Source organism: Bacillus sp. SIMBA_074 (assembly GCF_046534555.1).
In the GTDB taxonomy this organism is placed as follows: domain Bacteria; phylum Bacillota; class Bacilli; order Bacillales; family Bacillaceae_G; genus Bacillus_A; species Bacillus_A mycoides.
The window spans coordinates 102,463-128,742 of the sequence record NZ_JAWRYM010000004.1; the positions used below are offsets into that span (position 1 = coordinate 102,463).

Annotated in this window: 24 protein-coding genes, 2 pseudogenes and 1 riboswitch; of the genes and pseudogenes, 15 read left to right on the forward strand and 11 right to left on the reverse strand. The window is 35.6% G+C overall.

Annotation, left to right across the window (positions count from 1 at the left end; genetic code table 11):
* Positions 1–16 precede the first annotated feature (16 nt).
* The 7 genes from SB773_RS07175 to SB773_RS07205 all read left to right on the forward strand — a co-directional run bounded on the left by SB773_RS07175 (position 17) and on the right by SB773_RS07205 (position 6,910).
* A complete protein-coding gene (locus SB773_RS07175; protein ID WP_088031146.1) occupies positions 17–1,909 on the forward strand; it encodes a beta-glucoside-specific PTS transporter subunit IIABC in 1,893 nt (630 codons plus the stop codon).
* Between the two features lie 95 nt (positions 1,910–2,004).
* Positions 2,005–3,444: a 6-phospho-beta-glucosidase gene (locus tag SB773_RS07180; RefSeq protein WP_410589210.1), complete on the forward strand. Its 1,440-nt coding sequence runs from the start codon at positions 2,005–2,007 to the stop codon at positions 3,442–3,444.
* A 164-nt stretch (positions 3,445–3,608) separates the two neighbouring features.
* Complete coding sequence (locus SB773_RS07185; RefSeq protein WP_060750941.1) at positions 3,609–4,067, forward strand: MarR family winged helix-turn-helix transcriptional regulator; 459 nt, start codon at positions 3,609–3,611, stop codon at positions 4,065–4,067.
* Complete coding sequence (pssA, locus tag SB773_RS07190; protein WP_060750942.1) at positions 4,060–4,644, forward strand: CDP-diacylglycerol--serine O-phosphatidyltransferase; 585 nt, start codon at positions 4,060–4,062, stop codon at positions 4,642–4,644. Before SB773_RS07185 ends, pssA begins: the two co-directional genes overlap by 8 nt.
* A 38-nt stretch (positions 4,645–4,682) precedes the next feature.
* The gene (locus tag SB773_RS07195; RefSeq protein ID WP_033708849.1) at positions 4,683–5,054 is read left to right on the forward strand and encodes an ATP synthase subunit I; all 372 of its coding nucleotides are present in this window, start codon (positions 4,683–4,685) and stop codon (positions 5,052–5,054) included.
* Between the two features lie 449 nt (positions 5,055–5,503).
* Positions 5,504–6,142, forward strand: coding sequence for a VanZ family protein (locus tag SB773_RS07200; protein WP_410589213.1), 639 nt, complete (start codon positions 5,504–5,506; stop codon positions 6,140–6,142).
* Between the two features lie 132 nt (positions 6,143–6,274).
* Positions 6,275–6,910 carry a hypothetical protein gene (locus SB773_RS07205; protein ID WP_410589215.1) on the forward strand — a complete coding sequence of 212 codons (636 nt, stop codon included), beginning with the start codon at positions 6,275–6,277 and terminating at the stop codon, positions 6,908–6,910.
* Positions 6,911–7,154: 244 nt separating this feature from the next.
* On the opposite strand, the gene SB773_RS07210 is transcribed toward SB773_RS07205, so the two are convergent.
* The 3 genes from SB773_RS07210 to dhaS all read right to left on the reverse strand — a co-directional run bounded on the left by SB773_RS07210 (position 7,155) and on the right by dhaS (position 9,141).
* The gene (locus tag SB773_RS07210) at positions 7,155–7,262 is read right to left on the reverse strand and encodes a YjcZ family sporulation protein (protein WP_000505673.1); all 108 of its coding nucleotides are present in this window, start codon (positions 7,260–7,262) and stop codon (positions 7,155–7,157) included.
* A 294-nt stretch (positions 7,263–7,556) separates the two neighbouring features.
* On the reverse strand, positions 7,557–8,555 hold the full coding sequence (dhaQ, locus tag SB773_RS07215; protein ID WP_410589217.1) for a DhaKLM operon coactivator DhaQ: 999 nt from the start codon (positions 8,553–8,555) through the stop codon (positions 7,557–7,559).
* A 19-nt stretch (positions 8,556–8,574) separates the two neighbouring features.
* Positions 8,575–9,141: a dihydroxyacetone kinase transcriptional activator DhaS gene (gene dhaS, locus SB773_RS07220; RefSeq protein ID WP_000204220.1), complete on the reverse strand. Its 567-nt coding sequence runs from the start codon at positions 9,139–9,141 to the stop codon at positions 8,575–8,577.
* A gap of 178 nt (positions 9,142–9,319) precedes the next feature.
* On the opposite strand from dhaS, the gene dhaK reads away from it, so the two are divergent.
* A complete protein-coding gene (gene dhaK / locus SB773_RS07225) occupies positions 9,320–11,071 on the forward strand; it encodes a dihydroxyacetone kinase subunit DhaK (protein ID WP_410589219.1) in 1,752 nt (583 codons plus the stop codon).
* 665 nt (positions 11,072–11,736) lie between these two features.
* A complete protein-coding gene (locus tag SB773_RS07230; RefSeq protein ID WP_410589221.1) occupies positions 11,737–12,051 on the forward strand; it encodes a hypothetical protein in 315 nt (104 codons plus the stop codon).
* 88 nt (positions 12,052–12,139) lie between these two features.
* Here SB773_RS07230 and SB773_RS07235 read toward each other — a convergent pair whose 3' ends face one another.
* The gene (locus SB773_RS07235; RefSeq protein WP_410589223.1) at positions 12,140–12,736 is read right to left on the reverse strand and encodes a hypothetical protein; all 597 of its coding nucleotides are present in this window, start codon (positions 12,734–12,736) and stop codon (positions 12,140–12,142) included.
* Positions 12,737–12,933: 197 nt separating this feature from the next.
* Between SB773_RS07235 and SB773_RS07240 the strand changes: the two are divergent.
* Positions 12,934–13,074 (forward strand): annotated as a pseudogene (locus SB773_RS07240) (DAK2 domain-containing protein); the annotation flags it as partial.
* A 98-nt stretch (positions 13,075–13,172) separates the two neighbouring features.
* On the opposite strand, the gene SB773_RS07245 reads toward SB773_RS07240, so the two are convergent.
* Complete coding sequence (locus tag SB773_RS07245; RefSeq protein WP_410589225.1) at positions 13,173–13,724, reverse strand: DUF4352 domain-containing protein; 552 nt, start codon at positions 13,722–13,724, stop codon at positions 13,173–13,175.
* A gap of 309 nt (positions 13,725–14,033) precedes the next feature.
* Here SB773_RS07245 and SB773_RS07250 point away from each other — a divergent pair, with 309 nt between their 5' ends.
* The gene (locus tag SB773_RS07250) at positions 14,034–14,423 is read left to right on the forward strand and encodes a hypothetical protein (RefSeq protein ID WP_289403218.1); all 390 of its coding nucleotides are present in this window, start codon (positions 14,034–14,036) and stop codon (positions 14,421–14,423) included.
* A 137-nt stretch (positions 14,424–14,560) separates the two neighbouring features.
* Here the strand turns inward: SB773_RS07250 and SB773_RS07255 are convergent.
* Positions 14,561–14,791, reverse strand: a pseudogene (locus SB773_RS07255) (hypothetical protein); the annotation flags it as partial.
* 35 nt (positions 14,792–14,826) lie between these two features.
* Positions 14,827–15,033: a hypothetical protein gene (locus SB773_RS07260; protein ID WP_088031155.1), complete on the reverse strand. Its 207-nt coding sequence runs from the start codon at positions 15,031–15,033 to the stop codon at positions 14,827–14,829.
* Positions 15,034–15,284: 251 nt separating this feature from the next.
* Positions 15,285–15,392: riboswitch (SAM riboswitch) on the forward strand.
* A gap of 82 nt (positions 15,393–15,474) precedes the next feature.
* On the opposite strand from SB773_RS07260, the gene SB773_RS07265 reads away from it, so the two are divergent.
* Positions 15,475–16,533, forward strand: a complete 1,059-nt coding sequence (locus SB773_RS07265; protein WP_088031156.1) for an LLM class flavin-dependent oxidoreductase — start codon at positions 15,475–15,477, stop codon at positions 16,531–16,533.
* A complete protein-coding gene (locus SB773_RS07270; protein ID WP_410589228.1) occupies positions 16,526–17,482 on the forward strand; it encodes an ATP-grasp domain-containing protein in 957 nt (318 codons plus the stop codon). Before SB773_RS07265 ends, SB773_RS07270 begins: the two co-directional genes overlap by 8 nt.
* A gap of 381 nt (positions 17,483–17,863) precedes the next feature.
* On the opposite strand, the gene SB773_RS07275 is transcribed toward SB773_RS07270, so the two are convergent.
* Positions 17,864–18,022: a hypothetical protein gene (locus SB773_RS07275; RefSeq protein WP_002087237.1), complete on the reverse strand. Its 159-nt coding sequence runs from the start codon at positions 18,020–18,022 to the stop codon at positions 17,864–17,866.
* Positions 18,022–19,116, reverse strand: coding sequence for a response regulator aspartate phosphatase (locus tag SB773_RS07280; RefSeq protein ID WP_410589230.1), 1,095 nt, complete (start codon positions 19,114–19,116; stop codon positions 18,022–18,024). The genes SB773_RS07275 and SB773_RS07280 overlap by 1 nt, the downstream gene beginning before the upstream one ends.
* Positions 19,117–19,728: 612 nt before the next feature.
* Here SB773_RS07280 and SB773_RS07285 point away from each other — a divergent pair.
* Positions 19,729–22,113 carry an immune inhibitor A domain-containing protein gene (locus SB773_RS07285; RefSeq protein ID WP_410589232.1) on the forward strand — a complete coding sequence of 795 codons (2,385 nt, stop codon included), beginning with the start codon at positions 19,729–19,731 and terminating at the stop codon, positions 22,111–22,113.
* Positions 22,114–22,702: 589 nt separating this feature from the next.
* Here SB773_RS07285 and SB773_RS07290 read toward each other — a convergent pair.
* Both SB773_RS07290 and SB773_RS07295 read right to left on the reverse strand, forming a co-directional pair.
* Positions 22,703–23,533, reverse strand: coding sequence for a VanW family protein (locus SB773_RS07290; RefSeq protein ID WP_410589234.1), 831 nt, complete (start codon positions 23,531–23,533; stop codon positions 22,703–22,705).
* Position 23,534: 1 nt separating this feature from the next.
* Positions 23,535–23,741: a hypothetical protein gene (locus SB773_RS07295; protein WP_254904995.1), complete on the reverse strand. Its 207-nt coding sequence runs from the start codon at positions 23,739–23,741 to the stop codon at positions 23,535–23,537.
* Between the two features lie 774 nt (positions 23,742–24,515).
* On the opposite strand from SB773_RS07295, the gene SB773_RS07300 reads away from it, so the two are divergent.
* Positions 24,516–26,255: an S-layer homology domain-containing protein gene (locus SB773_RS07300; RefSeq protein ID WP_410589236.1), complete on the forward strand. Its 1,740-nt coding sequence runs from the start codon at positions 24,516–24,518 to the stop codon at positions 26,253–26,255.
* The last annotated feature ends 25 nt before the right edge of the window (positions 26,256–26,280 follow it).

Here is a 26,280-nt window from a genome sequence, read left to right on the forward strand (position 1 = left end):
AGGAGGGGAACCTATTATGAAATATGAAAAATTAGCAAAGGATATTTTGAAAAACGTAGGTGGAAAAGAAAATGTACATAGTGTTGTTCACTGTGTGACTCGCTTAAGATTTCAATTAAAGGATGAGGGGAAAGCAAATACGGAAATACTGAAAAGTATGGAAGATATTGTGACTGTTATGAAAAGCGGTGGACAGTATCAAGTTGTTATTGGTAACCATGTATCCGACGTGTATAAAGCGGTTATTGTTGCCGGAGGATTTCAAGAAACAGAAGAGGAAGCTACGAGTGAGAAGAAAAAGAGTAGTCTTATAGATATTCTTTCTAGCATTTTTACTCCTATTTTAGGGGTGTTAGCTGCAACAGGGATGATTAAAGGATTTAATGCACTATTTGTAGCGTTAGGTTGGTTAAGTACTCAGTCAGGGACGTATCAAATATTAAACGCGGTTGGGGATTCGTTATTTTATTTCTTCCCAATCTTCCTAGGATATACAGCAAGTAAGAAATTTGGAGGATCACCATTCATTGGTATGGCAATTGGGGGAGCTTTAGTTTATCCGGCTTTATCAGGTTTAAAAGCAAGCGAGCCATTATATACGCTATTTGCGGGAACGATGTTTGAATCACCAATTCATATTACGTTTTTAGGAATACCAGTTATTTTAATGAATTATGCGTCATCAGTTATTCCAATTATTCTCGCTACTTATTTTGGATCGAAAGTAGAAAGAAATTTAAAGAAAGTAATTCCAGATGTTGTTAAAACATTTGTAGTACCATTTTTCACATTACTTATCGTTGTACCAGTTACATTTCTTGTGATTGGCCCGATTGCGACGTGGGCAGGTCAATTTTTAGGACAGGCTACACTTTGGGTTTATAATTTAAGTCCATTAGTAGCAGGGATAGTACTTGGTGCTTTCTGGCAAGTGCTCGTTATTTTCGGACTTCATTGGGGAATTGTCCCGATTGGCTATAATAATTTAGCAGTGCACGGTATTGATCCTATATTAGCGCTCATATTCGCTACTTCATTTGCTCAAATTGGGGCTGTTCTTGGAGTTTGGATGAAAACGAAAGACCAGAAATTAAAAACACTTAGTATTCCAGCTTTTATTTCGGGTATTTTCGGGGTTACAGAACCAGCGATTTATGGTATTACACTTCCTCTTAAAAAGCCGTTTATTATGAGCTGTATTGCGGGAGGAATTGGCGGCGGAATACTTGGCGTATTCGGTACGCAAGCTTATATGACAGGTGGTCTTGGGATATTTGCGATTCCAACATTTATTAGTCCGAAAGAAGGCATCACGGCTGGATTTTGGGGCGCAATTATTGCGATGGTTGTCTCCTTAATATTAGGTTTTGTTCTTACTTACTTATTTGGTTTTACTAAAAAGAAAGCTTCTACAGAAACAGTTGAAACAATTAATAAAATTGCTGCATCAAACGATGATGAAGTAATCTTTAGTCCTTTTCATGGTGTAGTTAAGCCTCTCGAACATATTGATGATGCTGCATTTGCATCAGGTGCGTTAGGTGAAGGAGTTGCGATTGAGCCTTCAGAAGGAAAGTTGTTTTCACCAGTATCAGGTACGATTTCTGCGCTTTTCCCGACGAATCATGCAGTAGGAATTACGGCGGATTCAGGCGCTGAAATTTTAATCCATATTGGGATGGATACTGTGAAACTAAATGGCGAATTTTTCTCTTCTCATATTGAACAAGGAGCGAGAGTAGAAAAAGGGCAATTACTTATTGAGTTTAATATATTTGAAATTCAAAAGGCGGGTTATATTGTGACAACACCAGTTGTTGTTACAAATTATGATAAATATAGCATTAAAAAAACGGAAGTAGAAAAGATTCAAGCAGGAGATTCATTACTAGAGTTAGCAGTTAAATAGTAGTTACATTTCATACAGGTTCAAACGAAGAAAGGTATTCTTTAAAAATTGTAATGCCTTTCCTCGTTAATTCTTATATAAAGGAGTTTTTCTATATGTCTAAAGTTATTTTTCCTAAAGGATTTTTATGGGGCGGCGCGATTGCTGCCAATCAAGCTGAAGGAGCATATTTAGAAGATGGAAAAGGATTGACGATAGTTGATCTATTGCCAACTGGTGAAAAGCGTTGGGATATTATGAAGGGGAATATTCATTCCTTTACACCGGTAGAAGGGGAGTTTTATCCATCACACGAAGCAATTGATTTTTACCATAGTTATAAAGAGGATATTGCTCTTTTTGCAGAAATGGGATTTAAAGCGTTACGCGTATCTATTGCTTGGACACGTATTTTCCCAAATGGTGATGATGAAAAGGCGAATGAAGCAGGGTTACAGTTTTATGATAATTTATTTGATGAACTGTTGAAGCATGGCATTGAACCGGTAGTTACGATGGCTCATTTTGATGTTCCTGTTCATTTAGTTGAAAAGTACGGAAGCTGGAGAAGTAGAAAGCTTGTCAATTTCTTTGAGACGTATGCAAAAACGATTTTTAATAGATATAAAGATAAAGTGAAATATTGGATGACATTTAATGAAATTAATATGCTTTTACATTTATCTTTCATGGGTGCAGGGTTAGCATTTAAAGAAGGTGAGAATAAAAAACAAATTCAGTATCAAGCAGCGCATCACCAGCTTGTCGCAAGTGCGTTAGCTGTGAAAGCGTGTCATGAAATTATTCCAGATGCAAAAATCGGTTGTATGCTTGCTGCTGGTGCAACGTATCCATATACATGCAATCCGGATGATGTTTTACGCGCGATGGAACAAGACCGTGAATCATTCTTCTTCATTGATGTGCAAGCAAGAGGAGCATATCCTGGGTATGCGAAACGTTTCTTTAAAGACAACAATTTGACGATTGAAATGGAAAAAGACGATGAGTCAATCTTGAGAGATAATACAGTTGATTATATCGGATTTAGCTACTATTCAAGCCGAGCAACAAGTACAGATTCGGAAGTATTAAAAAGCATAACGAGCGGGAATGTATTCGGTTCTGTTGAAAATCCATATCTGGAAAAATCAGAGTGGGGATGGACGATTGATCCGAAAGGCTTCCGTATTACAGCGAACCAACTTTACGATCGTTACCAAAAACCTTTATTTGTTGTTGAAAATGGTCTCGGTGCAATCGATCAATTAAATGGTGAAGACGAAGTGAATGATGAATACCGTATTGATTATTTGCAAAAGCATATGATTGAAATGTCCGAAGCAATCCAAGATGGAGTAGATATTATCGGATATACAAGCTGGGGCCCAATTGACCTTGTAAGTGCCTCTACTGGAGAAATGAAAAAACGCTACGGATATATATACGTTGATAAAGATAATGAAGGAAAAGGCTCATTAAAAAGATCGAAGAAGAACAGTTTCAATTGGTATAAAGAAGTAATTGAGACGAATGGTGAGAGTTTGAAATCTTAAGTAAAAAAAGAAGACATCAATTAAGATGTCTTCTTTTTTTCATTGTGAATAAAGTATGGAGCTATATTTTCCTTTACACGAACATAACAGTATAATATAGTTAAGTTAAGTAAACTTAACTATTTAACGAAACGAAATAACAGCATAACTGGAGGAAGAATACTATGACTAGATCATATAAAGAAGTAATTAATGAAATGAACCGAGCCTATAATGAATTCTACATTTTACTATTTCAGGAGTTGAAAGATGAGTACGGCCTTACAGGACAGCAAGAGAGCATGCTATTTCATATTAATTTAAATGAAAATACGACAGCAAATCACATTGCGACTACTTTTAATATATCGAAAAGTGCTGTGAGCCAAGTTTTATCGAAATTGGAAAAACAGAAGATGATTTCGAAACAAGTAAACCCTAATAATAAACGGGAGTATTTCCTTACACTTGGTCCAAACGGTAGTAAGTATATAGAGCGGTTGTCTGAGTTAGATGATGTATTAATTGAGAAATACTTTTCTAAAATCGACATAAATGCTTTAGAGCAAATGACCGATACGCTAACGAAAATAAATAAAGTGATATTGGAAGAAAAACAGAAGGATCTTGATTGTAATGAGTAAGAACCTTGATGAAGCAATTAGTAGAAAGGAGGAGAAGCCTGTTATGAGTTACATACCAAATATGATTACGATAGCAAATTTTGTATGTGGGCTTTTGGCTATTTACGCTGTCCTCGTTCACGATATGTATTTGGGGGCAGTTTTTATTATTACAGGTATGTTATTTGATTTTTTTGATGGCATGGTCGCTCGGAAACTTGATTCTGTTTCGGAAATGGGTGGAGAGCTAGATTCATTTGCGGATTTAGTTACCTTTGGTGTGGCACCTTCTATTCTTGCATATAGTATCGTGTTAAAAGATTTGCAGTCTATCGGGATGATATGTGCGCTTGCTTACAGTGTTTGTGGAATGCTGCGGCTTGCGAGATTTAACACGCAGCAAAGCAAACTCCCGACATTTATAGGCATGCCAATTCCATTCGCGGCAATGTGCCTCCTCATTTTATGCCTCATGAATAATCCAGTTTCCGTGGCGTTTGGCACATGCGTACTTGCTTATTTAATGGTGAGCAAAATCAAATTCCCCCATTTTAAAAAAGATATATCGGAAAGTTTGAAGTCCGAAAGATGGGATTGATGATACGGAAATATATCGAGAAAGATAAGGAGCATAACATGATTCGTATGGCATTAAGATCATTTAACATACAAATATATTGTTTGCTAGGCGTGATGTTATTAGGGTGGTTGCTGACACCTTTTTCAGCCCAGTTTGTAGGGATAAGCATTGGCCTTTTAGTGAGTATGTACTGCGCCTGGATTTTAGGAAGGCGTATTGAAAAGTTTGGAGATAGCATTGTAAAAAAAGAAAAAGCACCGATGCTTGGAATGATGAATCGGTTTGCAGCTGCAATACTCGGCGCGATTATTATGTATGAAATTGAACACCATGAATTCATGTGGACATTTGCTGCTGGAATTATGGGTGGGTATTTCTTGATTATTATTAATTTAGGGTATTACAGTATGAGAGATGGGAAGGAATAAAGTGAAACTTTAATCAGCGCACATCAATCGGCGTTTTTAAAAGCGAGGAAAGTAGCTATTTTGATAGCTTTTGTGTTGTATGAAAAAAATTAAGGGATTGCCATATGGCAATCCCTTAATTAATATAATTCATTAATCGTTTCTTTCGCGATTTTATTAGAAGCATCTAATTTCATCAAGTACCTTTTCATTCATGCTTACTGCTTTCCTCTGGTCAGAATAAGTATATCTGATTGAGTCAGACTTTAACTGAACAAACGATTCACATGATTATATATACTGTATTGATGAAAATACTACAAGAGTTGCATGTGAAGATTTAAGAAAAATTTAATGTTTACCCCGCTCTTTATTTTAAAAGTTTTTCCTATCCTATAAATGAGTTACATCAAGAAGAAGACTAAAAACGAAAAAGTCATAGATGAAAATGTAAAGTTAGGGGATTCTACATGCATACAGGAGTTTGGATTAGTTATTTGTATACTTATTTTTTTACTATTATTTTTTGTATTGTGTTTCAAATTGGATTTTATTTTAAAGCGAAAAGAACTATATCTATTCGGCATTTTCTATGGGTATATGTTTTTCTGTTCTACCTTTCGCTAGTGTATAAGGTGACGCAAATCGCGACTGTATGGGATATAAGTAGATATGAAACGTGGATTCGTGTAAGTCAAATCAACTTGACTCTATTTGATACTGCAGGTAGTACTACGTATCTTTTGAACATTTTACTGTTTATGCCGTTAGGTTTTTTATTACCGACTATTTGGCCGCATTTTAGAAAACTGAAAAACACCGTATGTGCGGGATTCTTTTTTTCATTGGCAATTGAGTTAAATCAATTACTAAATAATAGAATTACAGATATTGATGATTTATTTACGAACACCCTCGGGGCGATTGTTGGGTATTTATTATATAGAGCTTTATTTAAAATGATATTTAAAAGAGAGGAAGAAAAGCTTGATAACAATTCTTCTCTAGTCATAAAATACGAGGCTATTTTTTGTTTAGTGTGTTCATTTGTAGGTGCGATGTTAATTTATTATCCAGCTTTATTTGGAAGACCTGTAATCCTTCAGTGAGGTGATTATGTCCTTGTATGATAAAATGATTCTAGTTCTCCAAGCTCAAACACGGTAAAATGTGAATGGCGCATCCTCCTTTTCTAACTTAATAGAAACAGTTTATGTATTAAATGATAGGTAGGTGTAAATGTGTTAAGTGTTCAATTATCTCAATACTTACTAAAAGAGTCTCAACCTGCTCTTCATATAGATGGAAAGCGAGTGTATATGTTAAATGATGAAGGATTATCACCTTATCCTATCTATTTAAATCACCGTATTATGATGGGTGTGGGAACGAATTGGAATCAACATAAAGGATTTGAAAAAATCATTAAAGGATTTATAGGTGCAATTAACAAACTTCCTATGTATATGGTATTTGAAACTTATTTGTGTAGGGACTTTATTGAAGGGTTTTTAGAAGAGAGTAAATTCCATTTTGAGCTGGTTTTTACTAATAAGAAAAGGGATACGAACTTTTTTAACGTGTTAATTACTAATAGTGCTGATATAACTACACTTATGAAGTATTTCTTCCAATCAGCACAAGATTCTCTCTATACGTTATTAAGCTATTCAGCAGACTGTAAGATTATCAGTAATAGTACTTGTGAGATTGAAATAAAGGCTGACAGTTTCTATCCAAGCTTTTCATTTATGTATGATGCGCAAGAATTATTTATTATTAGTGGGGAAGAAAAATGGTCAGATATCCATTATATAAAAAGATTTTTCCATCTTGAGCAGATTACAGATGAGCTAACTATTGATGTAAGAAAATGAATTTAATGATGATGAGTGTTTTAATTATATAAGTTTTGGATCTAAGGAATTAAAGTTAGTTGAGCAACTTTGTGTAGGGGAAGGATTATTTGTATGTCACACTAAAGACCGAAAGTGATAAGGTGCTGTATAAATAACTAATTTGGATGACTTGAATGTATAAACCTAAAAACTTTCCTTTATGGAGAGTTTTTTATTACAAAGAAAAGACACCCATATAAGAGTGTCTTTTCCGATAGTTTGTTTAGCAGAAGCAAGAAGCTCCAACTATGATTAATAAAATAAACAATACTACTAATAAAGCAAAGCCGCCAGAAAATCCACAGCCGCCACAACTACCACCAAATCCCATAATAGTTCCTCCTTTAATAAGAGGGGAAAACAAGGGGTCACTCATGTATTTTAACGGATTCAATTTACTTTATGTTTTTTACGCAATAATTGAGCAGGTCCTTTTGAAAATAAAAAAAAGACACATTAAGGTGCCTTTCTCCGACTGGATAACCGCATTTCGAAACTGGTGGATAACTTGCAAATAGTATGTATGCTTCTATTTATTTACAGATACCTAAGATTTATACATTCTTCATATAAGTCAGTACTTTTGATTACTAAACGTTCAATCATCATAATGTTTAGTTTATTGTTACCAACCACTCGCTCTAACATCCGCCTTCAACCACTTCACCCAATCCGAATCTTCTATTTTAAGCAAACTGAGCGAAACACCTTTCATATCTAAAGAAGTGAGAAGGGTACCAACCTTTACGAACTTCACATGTAAGCCTTCCAGCTCACATAAACGGCGAATATCGTTTGCGAAAATGTATTGTTCCATTAATGGTGTCGCACCGAGTCCGTTAATGAGGATGGCGAAGTTGTCACCTTTTCTCCAGCGATAAATGCTTTTTAGTTTGTTCATAAGTTCGATCGCTAATATTTCAGAAGAGGATAGTGCTTCTTTGCGGTAACCTTTTTCGCCATGGATACCAACGCCGTAAAAGACTTCATCGTCGTTTAATGTGAAGGAAGCTTTTCCTTGTACTGGATCATTTGCAGGTGAAAGGGCGACTCCTAATGTGTGTAAGTTTTGGATGACAGAATGGCCGAGTGTTGTTAGTTCTTCTAAAGAATGGCCTTCAAGAGCGGCCGCGCCTACTATTTTTTGAATGAAAACAGTACCAGCGACGCCGCGTCTTCTTTTATTAAACGAAGCATCATCTTCAATTGAAACGTCGTCATTTACGATGATGTGGTCAATTTGTCTTCCTTCTTCTTTGGCGATTTGCTCTGCAGCTAGAAAGTTTTCTACGTCATCTTTAAAGTTTTTAATGATGAATAAAATACTTTTATCTTTTGGCATTAAGCGAGTTGCCGCCACAATTTGTTCCACTGTAGGCGGAGTGAAGATACTGCCGTTTACTGCCGCCGTAAGCATTCCGTTTCCTACATAGCCAATATCAGCTGGTTCGTGTCCGCTACCACCGCCGCTTATAATGACAACGTTTTGTTCCATTTCTGCGATATCTTTTACATAAATGATGTTATTTGTTTCGTCGTAATTTACTTTGTCGTTATGTTCAAAATAAAAGCCATGCATCATATCTTGAACAATATTTTCTACATCATTCATAATCTTTTTCATTGCTTTTGCCACCCTTTAATTACTTTGCTGATTGCTCCAGTAATAGTAGTAATTGATTGTTTATCATATTTTTCATGAGAGAAGACATAATGGACGGATCTACTTCGCATTTGCTTTCAATCCAATCTTTTATCGTTCCAACGAAGCCGTGACTATAAAAGGAGGCAATCGTATTTTTTGTCTCATCAGAAAGGCTGAATCCACAGCTCACAGATAGTTCATCAATAATTTTCATATATAAGTTTTTCGTATGCTCAAATAAATAGTGATTAAACGAGTTTTGTTCAATGACTTTAAAAGCATTTCGGTAAAATTTTTGATTTTCGTAAAAGTAATCAAATAATAAATCAAAAATATTTTCCCATGTTTCATAGTCGAGAAAGTCGATAATGTTTTCTTTCGTTTCTTCTCTATAAATCCAGCTTAATAGTTCAAATTTATCTTTAAAATGATAATAAAAAGTTTGCCTACGCATTTGACAGTGTAACATGATATCGCTCACTGATATTTTATGAAACGACTCTGTTTCCATTAAATACTTCAATGAATTCGCGATTATCTTTTTAGAAATTATAGAAGAGGTCATCTGAATCATCCCTAGAATGTTAGTAATATGAAAATCCTACCTACAAATGAGAGCGGTGTCTTTAGACAGATTGTCCATTTTGTCCGTTTACTATAAAACGCTTTCATTTTAACATGAGTAGTAAGAAGAAGATTTCAAATATATCACAATATATTAAAGGAATTGAGGGAGAAGCACAATGAAAAAGATTATAAATAAACCAGAAACATTAGTAATGGAAATGTGCAACGGAATGGTTATGGCTCATCCAGAGCTGGAGCTTTTGAAAAAATATAAAGTCATTAAGAAGAAAGAAATGAATGAAAATAAAGTAACGTTAATTAGTGGCGGCGGTAGTGGTCACGAGCCAGCACATGCAGGTCTAGTCGGAAAAGGAATGTTAGATGCGGCAGTATGCGGAGATGTGTTTGCTTCGCCTTCACAAATTCAGGTATACCAAGCGATTAAAGAGACAGCTAGTAAAAAAGGTACGTTGTTAATTATTAAAAATTATAGCGGCGATATTATGAATTTCAAAAACGGTGCGCATTTAGCGACGGAAGATGGAATTGAAGTTGACTACGTAAAAGTGGACGATGATATTGCGGTAGAGGATAGTCTATATACAGTAGGACGCCGCGGCGTTGCGGGCGTTATTCTCGTTCATAAAATTGCCGGCGCAGCAGCGGAAGCAGGAATGGATTTAGGAGCGGTGAAAGCTGTAGCGGAAAAAGCAGCGGCTAACGTGCGTACAATCGGTTTAGCATTAACTTCTTGTACAGTTCCAGCGAGCGGATCACCTACTTTTACACTTGCGGAAGATGAAATGGAATACGGCGTAGGTATTCACGGTGAACCAGGTATTAAACGTGAAAAAACGATGTCAGCAGATGAATTAGCTAACCGTATGACAAATGATTTAATAAAAGATTTAGGAGTAAAAGATGGTGAGGAAATCGCGCTTCTAGTAAATGGTTTTGGCGGAACACCACTGCAAGAACTATATCTATTTAATAATGCAGTTACGAGAGAATTAGCTGCTAGAAATATTAAGATTAATAGAGTATTCGTCGGTAACTATATGACGAGTATTGATATGGCAGGTATGTCTTTAACAGTGATGAAGTTAGATGACGAGTTAAAAACGTTGTTATCGAAAGAGTGTAATACACCAGCGTTTAAAGTAGATGGACCAGTTGAAAGTGTAGAGTACGTGAATGTGCTTGAAGATGTAGAAGAGAAGGAAGTTTCCTTTGAAATAGAAACAGCGGAAGAGCACGCTGTTATTAAAGATAATGTCATTACATTAAATAACATGATTTATCTCGTTGATAAAATGAGTGACATTATTATTAAAAATGAAGTACCGTTCTGTGAGTTAGATACACATGCAGGTGACGGAGACTTCGGAATGAGTGTTGCAAAAGGATTTAAGCAATTAAAGCGTGAGTGGCATTCTATTGTAGATCAAGAGAATGTAACGATCGGATCATTCCTTGACGGTTGTTCAATGATTATTATGGAACATTGCGGCGGCGCTTCTGGTCCAATTTGGGGCGGTGCATTCCGCGCAGCTAGTAAAGCAGCAGGCGAAAAACGTGAGTTAACAGCCAAAGAGTTCGCTGAAATATTGCAAGCGGCACTTCAAGGCATACAATCTATCGGTGAAAGATCGTTCGGTAGAGGAGCGGTAGTTGGTGATAAAACACTTGTTGATGCACTTGCTCCATGTGTAGATTCTTGGTTAGCTAGCGCTTCAAACGAAGTAGACGTGAAAACTGCCTTTGAAAAAGGAGCAGAAGCAGCGGTTAAAGGAGCAGAGTATACGAAAGAAATCGTAGCTCGTATGGGCCGCGCTGGTACAGTTGGTGAAAGAAGCTTAGGCTATCCAGATGCAGGTGCACATGCGCTTGGGGTTATCTTTACGGAGATTGCGGGTAGTTTGAAATAGGAATTAGAAGATCCCCTCTACCTTGTGGTGGAGGGTTTTTTTTATAGTTGAATGATATTATATAACTTCTCTAGGTACTCTTTCTATAAAGATATGAATTTTAAAAGAAGCAACGTGAGTTCACATAAGCATGGAATTCAGGTTGTTTAATTGTATTTTAGGAAGAACTAATCTTTAGTTACTTCTTCAGCTGATAACCAGTCTTTTTGTCGCACTGTTCAAATCACGATCCGTCTAAACATCTGAACTAAACAATTCTGTAACTGACAAGGGTTTTCTTGTTTTTTGTTCATATGATTGTTATACATAACTAGTTTAATACTTAAACATCTAAGCAGTCCGCTTTTTCTATATTTAGTTACGTTAAGTTCGTGGCATTTAGCACCCACATCCAAAATACTAGGGGAATTCTTTATACAACTGCCTATACATTTGTTTATTTTAATAAGATATACAGAAAGTATTGTATTTTGATAGGAGATGATTTTATGTCAAGTTATAGGTCAAGTAGCAGTTCAAGCGACAGCTCAAAATGTCATCATAAAAAGTATACGATTACTACGTGACCGTTTCTCGTTCCTCTTAATGCTGCCGTTGGACAACCGAATAATCGACTTGTAATTATTATCAAGAATGCTACAAACAAACCACTAGAGGCTGATGTTGTGATTGAATATTGTAATGCACTTGGACTCTCAACGGAGGGTATCACACTCCCGTTTATAATCACTGAGGTTGAACACCCATTCCTTGAAGGTCTTGGTCTAACTGTTATACCTCAAATGAGTTGTACTCGGTTAGAATTTGATATTAGTTCTGTTGTAAATGGAATCCTTCATGTTAAATCTGCAGGCGATTATGTAGTAGGGGAACGCCCGTTACGTGGAATTGGTGGATCTGGTTTTTCTAATCCTATGAATCCTGGCCTTTTTGTTGCAGATCCCTCCATGGTATTTCATTATGGTGATTTTGTAGTTTAAAAAAGGAAAATGAGAAATAAAAATATAGATTTAGAACGATAAAAGGAAACGAGAAAGACATTTTCTTTTAAGAAAATGTCTTTCTTAATTAATAAAACAACTTTGGATCTGTATCTTTATTTTGAACTGCGTTTTCACTAATTTCAGTACTTGTAGTACAACTTGTCGAAAATAAAATTGGTATAACACATATAGTATCATTCATTACATCACGAAAAACTTTTGCAGCGACTTCTGTGAAAGTTTGACATAGGTTGGAAATATCATCATTAAAAAACTGAATTACTTTTGCAGAAAAAACTGGAAAAATAACATTTTCTCCACCTGGTAAACGTGGTTGTACAACAACTCGCTCAAAATACAAGTTGTTTTCTAACGCTACTTGAAACAAATGTGCAATTTCAAAAGCGTCTAAAGGACAAGGAATTGGATTTACAATTCCACCTCCACTAACACTAACAACAATAGTTACATTTACATTACCAAATTGTACTGTAGGTTTAAGAAGTGTAGCTAACGCAATCGCTTTTTCAACATCCGCAGTTTGTACTAAAATAATAAAATTTCCATCAGTCGGTATTAGCGGACCTACTGTTACAGTTGGATCAGCTCCTATTGAATTTCTGAGTTCATTAAAATATGTGATCCATGGCGGCGAAAGTTGAGGTTGTACATGCTCGTCCATTCTTTTTCCACCCCCTTATGAAATTCTTAATACTATAATATGAAAAAAAACGAATAAAGTATTAGACATATTTATTATTTTTTATAATGGGGTACCGCCACATCGCTATCAACCTAAGAAAAGCAATCACCCCATGCCCATCAAGCTAATGTTTTTAATTCCTCCTATAACAAAAACTATCACCTCTCAGAAATAAAAGAGGAGCAGAGTATACGAAAGAAATCGTAGCTCGTATGGGCCGCGCTGGTACAGTTGGTGAAAGAAGCTTAGGCTATCCAGATGCAGGTGCGCATGCGCTTGGGGTTATCTTTACGGAGATTTCGGGTAGTTTGAAATAGGAATTAGAAAGTCCCTCTGCCTTAAGGCGGAGGGACTTTTATATATTCTTCATTTGTATCTATATCAAATTTTTCATTGCTTTTTGCTTATTTGAGACTTAGTTTTTTTGTGATTGCAGCTTATCAATTTTCCAGTGTGCTCCTAGAGGATCTAAAGAGCTTTCAATATAAAACATATATTCATCTGCGGTACTTGTTACTTCAAAAGCTATTTTTAATTCTACCGTTTCATTTGGTTTAACTTGTATATCAGAAAGGTTTTGATCAAGCACCTTTCCTTCATATGCCTTTCCGTCTTTTTCATCTTTTAAGTTATATTTTAATTCTGATAGTCCAATCGTTTGACCTCGTACATTTTTTACAGAGACATTAACAACGACGGAATCGTTGTTAGCATTTAAATATGCACTTTGAACGGTGGCCAAGTAATAGCCTCCCTTAACACTCTCACCAACTAATAAAATACCTTGTTCCAAGCGGCTCATATCTTCTTTTTCTTCAAAATTTATTAATTCTTCATTTTCATTTTTTGCGGTTGGTTCTTCTATTGGACCATTTTCAACGGCACTATCTTTTTTATCTTGTGTGCAAGCAGCCGTAACACTGACTAATACTAGAATTAAAGTAAGTAATATGAATGATTTTCTCATAAAATTGATCTGTCTCCTTAAGTTTCTCAATTTTGTGCAACTATACATATTATAAAGCGATTCTATTAAGATTAACATAATGTCTCATTATTGGCTCAAAATAGGAAATCTTTTAGACACCTTATTCTTTTTCCTTTTAATATACATTCGATTGGTTCTCACGATATTTTTTAATCTTTTAAATCATTGTCTTAGTAATACCAAGGGTTATTATAGATATATTAATCATATAATTTGTCCATATCAAAATGAACGTTTCTTGCATCTAATATATTGTAAATATATTTTATTTTGAAAGGATGTGATTATATGGCTCATAAATCTACTGGAGTGTTTCGAGTTCCAGTTTCTGAAAATGGGATTATTCCAACTGCTCTCAACATTATGTTAAACAATGATTCACGCTGCCATACTAGTAATGTAACGGTAACTGTTAAGAGAAGTCGAAACACTTTTTTCCCAACTCAAAATGAATTAGTTGAAATCTCTCGTACGTTTGTTTCTTTAGAACCAAACAGAACAACTAAGATTGTGTTGTTTACGCCAGAATTCGAAATAGAAGATTTTCTTGATGTCATCGTTAGTGGAAATAAAGATGATGTTAAGGATGTTCTTGTATATTCTTTCTTAGCAGATTCAGCAGGTCACAATCTGCCATCTACTGTTTTCAGAAATGCAGAATACACTTTTGCTTGCTGACACCGTGATGATGTATTCTTTACTGTCATATATCTGAAGGGAAATGTTAAATAGGAGTTGATTTAACTTTTATTTGGGTTCTCCAAAGAAGTCTGCTTTAGCTAAATAAACAAGGAACCAACTAATAGGTTCCTTGTTTATTTGTATTTAACATGAAATTTAGTGTTTATTATTCCGGAAACAACTTTACAGAGGAACGGATTTTTCCTAGTGAAGCAGCACCTATAGATGAAAGTACCCAATATTCCAATTCTAAAGGTAGGCGAAATGCTTGAATGCTACCATCATTGTTTTTTTATTAATATGATTGGTGTATTTACTCTAGTTGTAGTGAAATCGTCCGTTGTTATCATTCCTACTGTATCATTAATAAACATCTGCATAATATGTAATTAGTACTATTTTATTCTTTAAATAGTTCCGGCTTCTCCACTCTAAATGATTGCACCTCACCGCACTCTAAACAAAATGTGGTTAATAGTTTGGAACGCTTCCCTCCTGAAAAGAATCTACTAGATTCATCCTCACAAACATATGCATGATAAGCAGATCCAACTCTGCCTTCTTTAAATGTAGTAGAACCACAATTCTCGCATCGTTTATTTTTCATGCTATTAACACCTCATTTGATTGGTATTTATTTTGCTGTGTTTTTAAGATAGAAGTAAAGTAACTTAGTTATAAATGATGTTTTCGACATGATACAACATACCCCTTTATATATCCGCAAGTAAAACAACACCCTATAAATCTCTATAATAATATGATGTTTCATATATCATTTAATGTTTATCGGAAAAATAAGTATTAAAGTATTGAGTTTTATTATTCTGATGATTATAATAAATGAAAAACAAACAATTCTTATGTTGAGAAGTGGAGGGACGGGCCCTATGAAACTTCGGCAACCTCGTTTTAGACGAAAGGTGCCAAATCCTGCAGGTGAAAAAAACACCTGAAAGATAAGAGCGGTTCACTTAGTCAAGAAGGCTACTCTTATTTCGATAAGAGTAGCTTTTTTTATGGCTAAAAGATAAAGGGGGAATATGTAGTGGAGTATGGTTTTTGGTTACCGATTTTTGGGGGATGGCTTCGAAATGTAGATGATGAATCTATGCCACCTACGTTTGAGTATGCAAAACAAACAGCGCAAGCGGCAGAACAATTAGGTTTTTCAACAACACTTATTGCGGAATTAAACTTAAATGATATAAAAGGTGTTTCAGCACCAAGTTTGGAAGCATGGACAACTGCGGCAGCACTTGCTGCGGTAACGGATAGATTAGAGATTATGACAGCTGTAAGACCTGGTTTTCACAATCCAGCAGTTACAGCGAAAATGGCAGCAAATATAGATCAATTAAGTAATGGTCGTTTTACATTGAATGTAGTTTCAGCATGGTGGGAAGAAGAAGCGAGGCAGTACGGCGGGGTATTTACCGCACATGATGAACGGTATGATCGCACAGAGGAATTTGTAACAGTTTTAAAAGAGCTTTGGAAAGAAGAAGAGTTTTCTTATAAAGGGAACTTTTATGAGCTTCATAATACACATTTAAGTCCAAAACCTGTGCAGAAACAAGGCATTAAGATCTATGCAGGTGGTGAGAGTGAGCGAGGAAAAGAAGTAATTGTAAATCACGCGGATGCATATGTAATGCATGGCGGAACAGTGGAAGAAGTATTTGTGAAAATAGAAGATATGAAGAATCGTAGAAAAAAAGTCACAGAGGAGCCATTGCATTCATTCGGGCTCGCGGCTTACGTCATTTGTCGTGATACAGAAGAAGAGGCATTAGAAGAATGGAGACGCATAACGGATGTGAAAGACGATGCTTTAGGTTACGCGGGTTACCAAGACTTTATTAGTAAATCGCATTTGGAACAGCAAGTGAAGCTCAATGATTATTCCGTATCTAATCGCGGGTTACGTCCTAATTTAATCGGAACACCAGAACAAATTGCAGAAAGGATACTTGCTTTTGAAAAAGTGGGTGTTACGTTATTACTTTTACAATTTTCGCCACAGCTTGAAGAGATGAAACGATTTTCTGAAAAAGTGATGCCATTAGTTGAAGCAAAAAGAAAGGAATTGATTACAAATGAGTAAAATTTACATATTACATGAAAATAAGGAATGGACGGATCATTTGGTGAAAAGGCTGGAAGAGCTGGAGTTATCGTATGAGGAATGGCTTTTAAATGAGGGAACACTTTCATTAGAACAAGAACCTCCCCAAGGTGTTTTTTATAGCCGCATGAGTGCTTCTTCACATACGAGAGGGCATCGATATGCACCTGAGTTGACTGAAGGAGTTCTTGCTTGGTTAGAGGGATACGGGCGAACAGTATTTAATGGATCTCGAGCATTGCATCTTGAAGTAAGTAAATTGAATCAATATGTAGCATTAAGAAAATTTGGGATACAAGTGCCGAAAACAATTGGTGCTGTTGGCCGTGATCATATAGTAAAAGCAGCAAGGGAGTTAGGGGAGGTACCGTTTATTACAAAGCATAACCGTGCAGGTAAAGGCCTTGGTGTTCAACTTTTTCATTCCATTGATGCTTTAGAGCAATATTTGGATGGTCCGACGTTTGAAGAACCTATTGATGGAATTACTTTAATCCAGCAGTATATTGAAGCGCCAGAACCATATATTACACGTTGTGAGTTTGTAGGCGGTCAGTTTGTATATGCAGTTAAAGTAGATACATCAGAAGGATTTGAGCTTTGCCCGGCAGATGCATGCTCGATTCAAGATGCTTTTTGCCCAGTAGGAGAAGAGAGTAAGAAAGAGTCGTCAACAAAATTTGAAATTATATCGGACTTCCAAGAGCCAATTATTGAACAGTACAAAGAGTTTTTGAAAGAAAATAAAATTACCGTTGCTGGTATTGAATTTATTCGTAGTGCGGATGGAACAATTTATACGTATGATATTAATACAAATACAAACTATAATTCTGACGCAGAGTCTGTAGCGAATCAATTTGGTATGCTTGAGCTTGCTAAATTCCTTGGAATAGAATTAGAGAAACAAGTAGAGTCAGTTAAATAATGTTGATTAAAAAATAAGGTTCTGGTGCAAATATAAGAAAAAAGAAGAGATAGCACATTTTATCGGTGAAAGATCGTTCGTTAGAGGAGCTGTAGTTGGTGGGAAAAGTTTAGAATACCCTGATGCAGGTTGGGGTTATCTTTACGGAGATTTCGGGTAGTTTGAGATAGAAATTAGAAGAACCGCTCTACCTTAAGGTGGAGCGGTTTTTAAATTTAGTGAAATGGTATATTAATGTGGCTTAGAAGCAAATGATTTCAGTGCGGAGTTCAAGGTTAAATGAGCTGAAGTTAATAAATAGTCTGCTATATGATGTTTAAGAAAGGGCGCTCCATTGAGGGAGTGCCCTTTTCGTAATTCATGATATAGAATCTCTTTATATTACCAGGAGTCACCGTGGCTGGATTGCATGTACATAATTGTACTAGATTTAGTCGAATTAACCTGTTCTTTAGAATCTGATTGTGAAGGGAATGCTAACCCTATAGATAAAGCAGCTGAAAGTGCTAAGCCTAAAATCGTTCCAAAAAGTTTTTTCATTATTTTAACGCTCCTTTTTCGAAAGTTTTTTCTTTAGCTTGATGACTAATATAAAAGTATTTACTAGCTTTTACAGTGTCGTTTTCTTCGTAAAACTTGATTGCTAATTTTTCAGTGTATTCTTGTGTGTAATTAAATAGTTGTTGCTTATCAAAAAATGAGATAGCTTCCCAAGATAATTCTTCGAGAATAGCAGCTGGAACACCTTTATTCATACAATCTAAAATTTTGAAATGATATAGGTATTCTTTATTGTCTAATTGCTCACAAATCGCCAACCCTCGTTCGATCAACTCGGCCGATTGATTAACTTCACCGAGTTTGAAATGTTCTCTAGCTTGAAGGAAAAGGGCTTTAAAATGCTCCGGAGTTTTAGTTGTTACTTCTGATAAGTGTCGAATTGCTAAAGTGGATAAGTTTTGGTTACTATATAAAAAACCTAAATTATTGCGGACTCTTAATATTAGGGAATCCTCATTATTTTTACGTAAAATATCTATTGCAGAATTAAATTTTTCTTCTGCTACAGGGAATTGTTTTACATCAATACATGCTAAACCGTATAAGTTCTCACAAGCGGCAACATTATTTTCATAACCATTATGTTTGGAGAAAATCTCTTTAGCTTTAGTCACATGTTGAATTGCTAATAGAGGTTGATAGGTATGAAGATAGAAGTTAGCAAAACGATAGCTAAACTCGCCTATTTCAAGATCGTCATGAACATGTTGTAATAGCGTTTCGGCTTTTTCGTAGTATTCCCAGGCTTCATTGTTGTTTGAAATTAGTGTGGCGTGAATCCCTTTGAAAAAGTGATAATAATAAGACAACGATTCATTTTTTGGTATATTCAGTGAATCAATTGTCTGGAAGCTTGTTGGTGTAATGCTTAAATGATCAAGCAGAACTTTAAAGCGAAAAGTAAGAAGTGAGTAATGGAATAGTAAATTTGAATCTTCATTAATGCTATTTATGTATTTATCAATTTCGTCTTTTAAGTGTGTTGCTTCTTTTAGGTGCTGGGCACGTATCTCTTGATACCAATTATTTAAAAGTTGTGTGATCATATCTTTTGTTTTTAGGTGACTTACCATAATTCTCCCCGCTTTCTACTATATTTATTTGTATATTGGTATGTATATACTAGCAAGAAATTAAGTATGATAGAGTGATATATTGAAAGAAAAAAACTTTTTCAATAATTTTCTGATAATTCAAAAGGTAATTAGAATATAAATAGAAAAAGAATTCAATCGGATTCCTTAGGTGGTGATCATTTACTTATTGCAAAAAATAAGTGAATCGAGCGAATATGACTATTGTACTTGAAATAAATAACAGCCTTTTTGTAAAGTGAATCTACATAAACTGATTCGAAATTTTATAAGAATCCATATGGAAAGTATTCATTCAAATAACAAACAGTCCAAGTTGCAATGAGAAACTTGGACTGTTTGTTATTTCCTTTTCTAGCGCTACTCCATCGCATCAAAACAAAAGAACGAGTGATCCCACTTTATGGTTATGTACAAAACATAAACTAGTAGAAGTTTTGTATTTTTTTTATCCTACGTATCCCACCCTGCACAAAAAATATTTCTCAACATTTTATTTGTTGAAAAAGATTGAATATTCTCTATAAAGAGAATATTATGTTTCTATCGGCAAAAAAAACGATAATTCGCAGACACTGGGGAGGAAATGCATTGAAAAAGAATAAGAAGTTAAAACCATTATCAGTTTTAGCAACAGCGGCAGTACTAAGTAGTAGTTTTGCTTTTGGAAGTCATGCGGCGTATGCTGATTCGCCATCATCTCTACCAATAGATGAGCATTTAATACCGGAGGAGCGTTTGGCAGAAGCGCTAAAACAACGGGGCGTAATTGATCAATCTGCATCACAAGCTGAGACGTCAAAGGCTGTCGAGAAATATGTTGAGAAAAAGAAAGGGGAAAACCCTGGTAAAGAAATCTTGACAGGAGATAGTCTTACGCAAGAAGCTTCTGATTTTATGAAAAAAGTAAAAGATGCAAAAATGAAGGAAAATGAACAGGCGCAGCAGCCAACAGCAGGGCCAGTAGCTGGACAAGGTGCAGGATTGAATTCTAGTAAATTAAATGGAAAAGTACCTACTGCACCAGCGAAGCAAGAAGAGTACAACGGTGCTGTTCGAAAAGATAAAGTACTTGTTTTACTTGTAGAATTTAGCGATTTTAAGCATAACAATATTGATCAAGAGCCAGGATACATGTATTCTAAGGATTTCAATCGTGAACATTATCAAAAAATGTTATTTGGTAATGAACCATTTACGTTATTTGATGGATCGAAGATTAATACATTTAAACAATATTATGAAGAACAATCTGGCGGCAGCTACACAGTTGATGGAACTGTAACGGAATGGCTTACTGTTCCAGGGAAAGCTTCGGATTATGGTGCGGATGCGGGTACTGGCCATGATAACAAAGGTCCTTTAGGGCCGCGTGATCTTGTGAAAGAAGCATTAAAAGCAGCGGTAGCAAAAGGAATTAACTTAGCTGATTATGACCAATTTGATCAATACGATCAAAATGGTGATGGAAATAAAAACGAGCCAGATGGCATTATTGATCATTTAATGGTTGTACATGCTGGCGTTGGTCAAGAAGCTGGCGGGGGTAAATTGAAAGATGATGCGATTTGGTCTCATCGTTCAAAACTTGGATCAAAACCATATGCGATTGATGGCACAAAATCTTCTGTTTCGAATTGGGGCGGAAAGATGGCTGCATACGATTATACAATCGAGCCTGAAGATGGAGCAGTTGGTGTGTTTGCGCATGAGTATGGTCATGATTTAGGATTACCAGATGAATACGATACGAAGTACTCAGGACAAGGTGAACCTGTTGAGTCATGGTCTATTATGAGTGGCGGCAGCTGGGCTGGAAAAATTGCAGGAACAGAGCCAACAAGTTTCTCACCACAAAATAAAGAGTTTTTCCAAAAGAATATGAATGGCAACTGGGCGAATATCGTTGAGGTAGATTATGATAAACTTCGCACAGGAGTCGGTGTTGCAACATATTTAGATCAAAGTGTTACAAAATCAAAACGACCAGGAATCGTTCGTGTTAACTTGCCAGACAAAGATATTAAAAATATCGAGTCAGCATTTGGTAAGAAGTTTTATTACAGCACAAAAGGAAATGATATTCATACAACACTTGAGACACCAGTATTTGACTTAACAAATGCCAAGGATGCTAAGTTTGATTATAAGGCATTCTACGAACTGGAAGCGAAGTATGATTTCCTTGACGTATATGCGATTGCAGAAGATGGAACGAAGACACGCATTGATAGAATGGGCGAAAAAGATGTAAAAGGCGGCGCGGATACAACTGATGGTAAGTGGGTTGATAAATCATACGATTTAAGCCAATTCAAAGGGAAAAAAGTAAAACTGCAATTTGAGTATTTAACAGATATTGCAGTAGCTTATAAAGGATTTGCATTAGATAATGCAGCATTAACTGTAGATGGAAAAGTTGTTTTCTCAGATGATGCAGAAGGCCAGCCAGCAATGACATTAAAAGGATTTACTGTATCTAACGGATTGGAACAGAAAAAACATAACTACTATGTAGAGTGGAGAAATTACGCTGGTTCTGACACGGCGTTGCAACATGCGCGTGGCCCAGTGTTTAATACAGGAATGGTTGTATGGTATGCGGATCAAAGCTTTACAGATAACTGGGTAGGCGTTCATCCAGGTGAAGGATTCTTAGGAGTAGTAGATTCTCATCCAGAGGCAATTGTAGGTACATTAAACGGACAACCGACTGTGAAGAGCAGTACGCGTTATCAAATTGCCGATGCGGCATTCTCATTTGATCAAACGCCAGCATGGAGAGTAGATTCGCCAACTCGCGGTATCTTTGACTATAAAGGATTACCAGGCGTTGCAAAATTTGATGATTCTAAGCAGTACATCAACAGCGCTATTCCAGATGCAGGACGTAAGTTGCCGAAACTAGGATTGAAGTTTGAAGTAGTAGGTCAAGCTGAAGACAAGTCTGCAGGTGCAGTTTGGATTCATCGATAGAATAAGGTGAAACTATGAGAGCTGTCCATAAGTTGGTGAAACTGACTTATGGACAGCTCTTTTCTTATTCTAGAAACGTGGCAGTTTAGTTTAGGAACCAGTTCATTGGAAAGGAAGATATAAAATTTATTTTCAATAAAAACGAGAAATGATATCTCTAGAAAATTTCCTTTTCCTTCCACATGTGAGGTATAAAACAAAGGGAGAAAGTCAGTAGCGGTCCTGTTATATTCTGCATAGCAGCGATTTATATGTCGAGAAATCAAAATAGATTTATGTAGCATGTCGCTTTAGTTTTAAAAGTAGAAATAAATCAGTAAATTACAATGTAGCATGATTCAAATTAATTGAAATGCATGAGCAAAAATACATTCTCATACGAAATTTTTATTAAATTACAAAATACTTATCAGATTTGATTGTAAGAAATGATAAGTATAATTGATTTTTTATGATGTACAGAAAAAATTAATTATCACATCCCTTTATTTTCACACTAGAACCTAAAAAGAGTTGTGCCTATTAATTATATGAAGAGAGGCATGTAGTGTGTTACTAGGCAAAAATACTTGATACACCAATGTTACCTTCACTCACCCTCCTCATTATTATAAGCTAATAGTGGTTCGTACATCATTATAGCGTGATTCTCCGTTACATATTGGTCTTCTATAAACTGTTTCTGTTGAGTATATACTTTACGTTGAATAACATTATGTCGTATATAACCACCCCAGTATACAGATTGGATTGAGTGTTCTTTTTCATATACTTCATATTGATAAAGCTGCGGATGGGCAATTCTCCACTCACCGACTAAATGCTTATCTGTAATATAAAGGTGAAGTTGATACGATTGGTCCGTTTCATTTTTGATTTGTAAATCCAAATAATTATAAGAACAAGTCGCTCCACTTCCAAATGGTTGGGTCCGCTTGGAATCAGGAAAGACATCAAAACTATGACGATATCGCTCTGTTACTGTCAATGGTGTATGTAAGGTCATCCAATATATTAAATTTGAAAGCTGACAAAGCCCTCCTCCAATGCCTGCTTGAAAAGATCCATAGTGTAGTATCATGCCCTCTACATACCCTTTTCTCCTCGTAGGCTTACCTATTAAACGCCAGTAAGAGAATGTTTCTCCCGGTCTAATGACGATACCATTTAGTTGTTTAATAGCAATCTTCAAATTAACAACTTTATTCTGTTGATACCACATATCTACATCTTTGAGCTTACGAAGTAGTATCGTTCGGTGCTGAATCGCTGTATAGGGTAACTTTTCTTGTTGAAACGTTTTTGCATATGTTTTTCCATCTGCTAACCACTGAATGTACCTCTTTGTAGAGTAATACCATGTCCCTAGTAGAATGCGATACTTAGACCGCTGTTTAGGACGTAAGTTCACTAAATTCATTTTATTTCCTCTCTCCATCGTTTTCATATGTTACCATTTCCGTAATTACGATCCCAATCAATTGTCGTATTAATGCCTTTGAATTTACCCAAGTTTTCCCGTACAGAACTGTAATATTAATTGTCGCATTCTCTCGTTTTTTAACTACATTCTTATATGTATATCCATCAATAAAATGTACTTTTCTTAGCTGCATAGTAATTAACATAAATAGATAAAAGACGCAAAAAAAAAGTATAATTAATCGAATGGATACCTTGTTTTTTCCATTTTTCGAATTGCTTATAGTCATGTGAAACTCTGCCTCAATATGATAAATTCAAATAAACACATTATAAATATAAAGGATAACCTTAAACAAAGAATAATGAAAATTAAAGGAATTCTAAATAATTAATATATTTTTACTAAATATTGATTGATAATAAGTTGTTTTTTGAGACTTTACTAGGTTCTGTTGCAAAGTTTCTTAGCAAATAAAAAGTTAAGTTAATTACAATGAATCATGTTAAAAGGTATGTTCTCAGGATTATATTGTGATTTTAATGGAGATAGCATTGTTTTTTAGGCTACATTTTAGCGAAATAAAAGCTCAAAAAGCGATATGTATATTTACAATGTTACATTAGTGTTTTTCTTTTTATTTATCCCGCATTAACGGGCAGTAAAACTCCCACCTTAAAATGCGGCTGGAGCAAAGAAGTTAGGTGGGAGATCAACTGCCCGTAAACGCCCGATTGGTTCAACTAATAATCAGTGGGGGATGAACAAAACCCCCACTGATTAAAGTTTCACTTTATATATTCGCAAGTAAAATAGCATAATATCAGTATGAATCCCTATAGTGATATGAATTTTTGCATATTTTGAAATTCAGTATATCCTCCGAAAAGTTTTGATTGTATAATGTGTTTTGTCATATTATTTTAGATTTTTCAACAAAAAACAACAAAAAATAGAAGACGTATTGGGAGAAGGCATTATGTACACAAAACTATTAAAATCAATTACATCATTATCACTTATTGGTGGTGCGTTATTATATACAAATGGCAGTGATGTGAAAGCTGCGGAAGCGGGCGTTTTTTCTGATGTACCAACATCGCACTGGTCATATCCTGCGATTAAAGACTTAGCGAGTAAAAATATTATTTCAGGTTATGGAAATGGGATGTTTGGTTTTGGTGATGTTGCGACGAGGGAGCAAGTTGCAGCTTTAATTTATCGTGTGTTAGTACCGAATAAGCAAGGCGGTACGTTTAGTAATGATGGTGCTCGTTATGTATTACAAGATGGGTCTACTTTAAATAATCCGTATGGAGATATTCGCTCAGGTTCTACAATGTTTCCGGAAGAGGTTTTAACGTTAACGAAATTGGGGATTTTTAAAGGTGATGGAAATGGCGGTTTTAGACCGAAAGATTCTGTTAGCCGCGCAGAAATGGCGCAAATTATTAAAAATGCGTTCCAAGTTTCAGCTAAACAAAAACATACATTTAATGATGTTCCAAATGGATTTTGGGCAGAAAATGCGATTAGTGCGGTGCAGTCAAACGGGATTGCATCTGGTACAGGAGACGGGAAATTTGAACCAGCTAAAACGGTAACGCGTGAACAGTATGCACAGTTTTTATATAATGCATTGAAATATAAAAAGCCTGAGGTTGCGGTGCAAGATACAGGAGATGCGGCATTATTAGCAGCATTTAAAGATGAAGTGCAAAAGCGTATTAATGCGTACGAAACGAATATTACACTTCCATATAAAACGAAAAATAGTAATCAGGAAGAAGTGATGAAGACACTTTTTAACGCCTATAAAGAAGTTGCAAGTAAAAATGAGTATACAAATTATAATAGATCGAATGTTTCATATGGAATTTCTGGATCATCTGGAAATTATACATTTACGTTAAAGATTACATATCGCGAAACGAAAGAACAAACAGAGTATGTGATGAAACAAGCGAAAGCGATTGTTTCTTCTATTATTCAAGTCGGGATGGATGATCATGAAAAAGTGAAGGCGATTCATGATTATGTTGTAAAACATGTTTCTTACGATACGTCTTATAAAGCGTATACAGCATATGAGGCACTCGCGAATCGTTCTGCCGTTTGCCAAGGTTACACACTATTAACCTATCAATTATTAAAAGAAGCTGGAATTGAGAATCATTTTGTAGTAGGAACTGGAGACGGTCAGCCTCATGCTTGGAATTTAGTTAAAATCGATAGCAAGTGGTACCATCTTGATACAACATTCGATGATCCAATACCTGATGAACAAGGCCGAGTAACGTATTCATATTTCAATTTATCAGATGAGCAAATTGCAAGAAATCATGAGTGGAACCGCGGGGAATATCCACAGGCTACAACAAATTATTATGATACACTTACAAATAAAATTGCAGCAGGCGGTTCTAAAGCACCTGCATACGGGCAAATATTAAAAGATACAAAACTAAATTATTTAGCAAGTGAGTATGTTGCGAATAACTATAACGAATTGAAAAATAAAATGCAGCAACGTTATAGCACAAATTCAGCAAAGATTGAAATCCTTTATAAACAATCAATGGATGGCGCACTGCAAGATGTGAAAAAAGCAATTGGAGAAATCGGTTTTCCAAAAGGGGCGAACCGTGTTTCTTATAAAGCGGAGCCGTATAATGCAAAAGAAGGATATTCTTTGGTGACGATTACGTTTATGTATTGATAATGAAAAAAGCATCTGTTTCAGG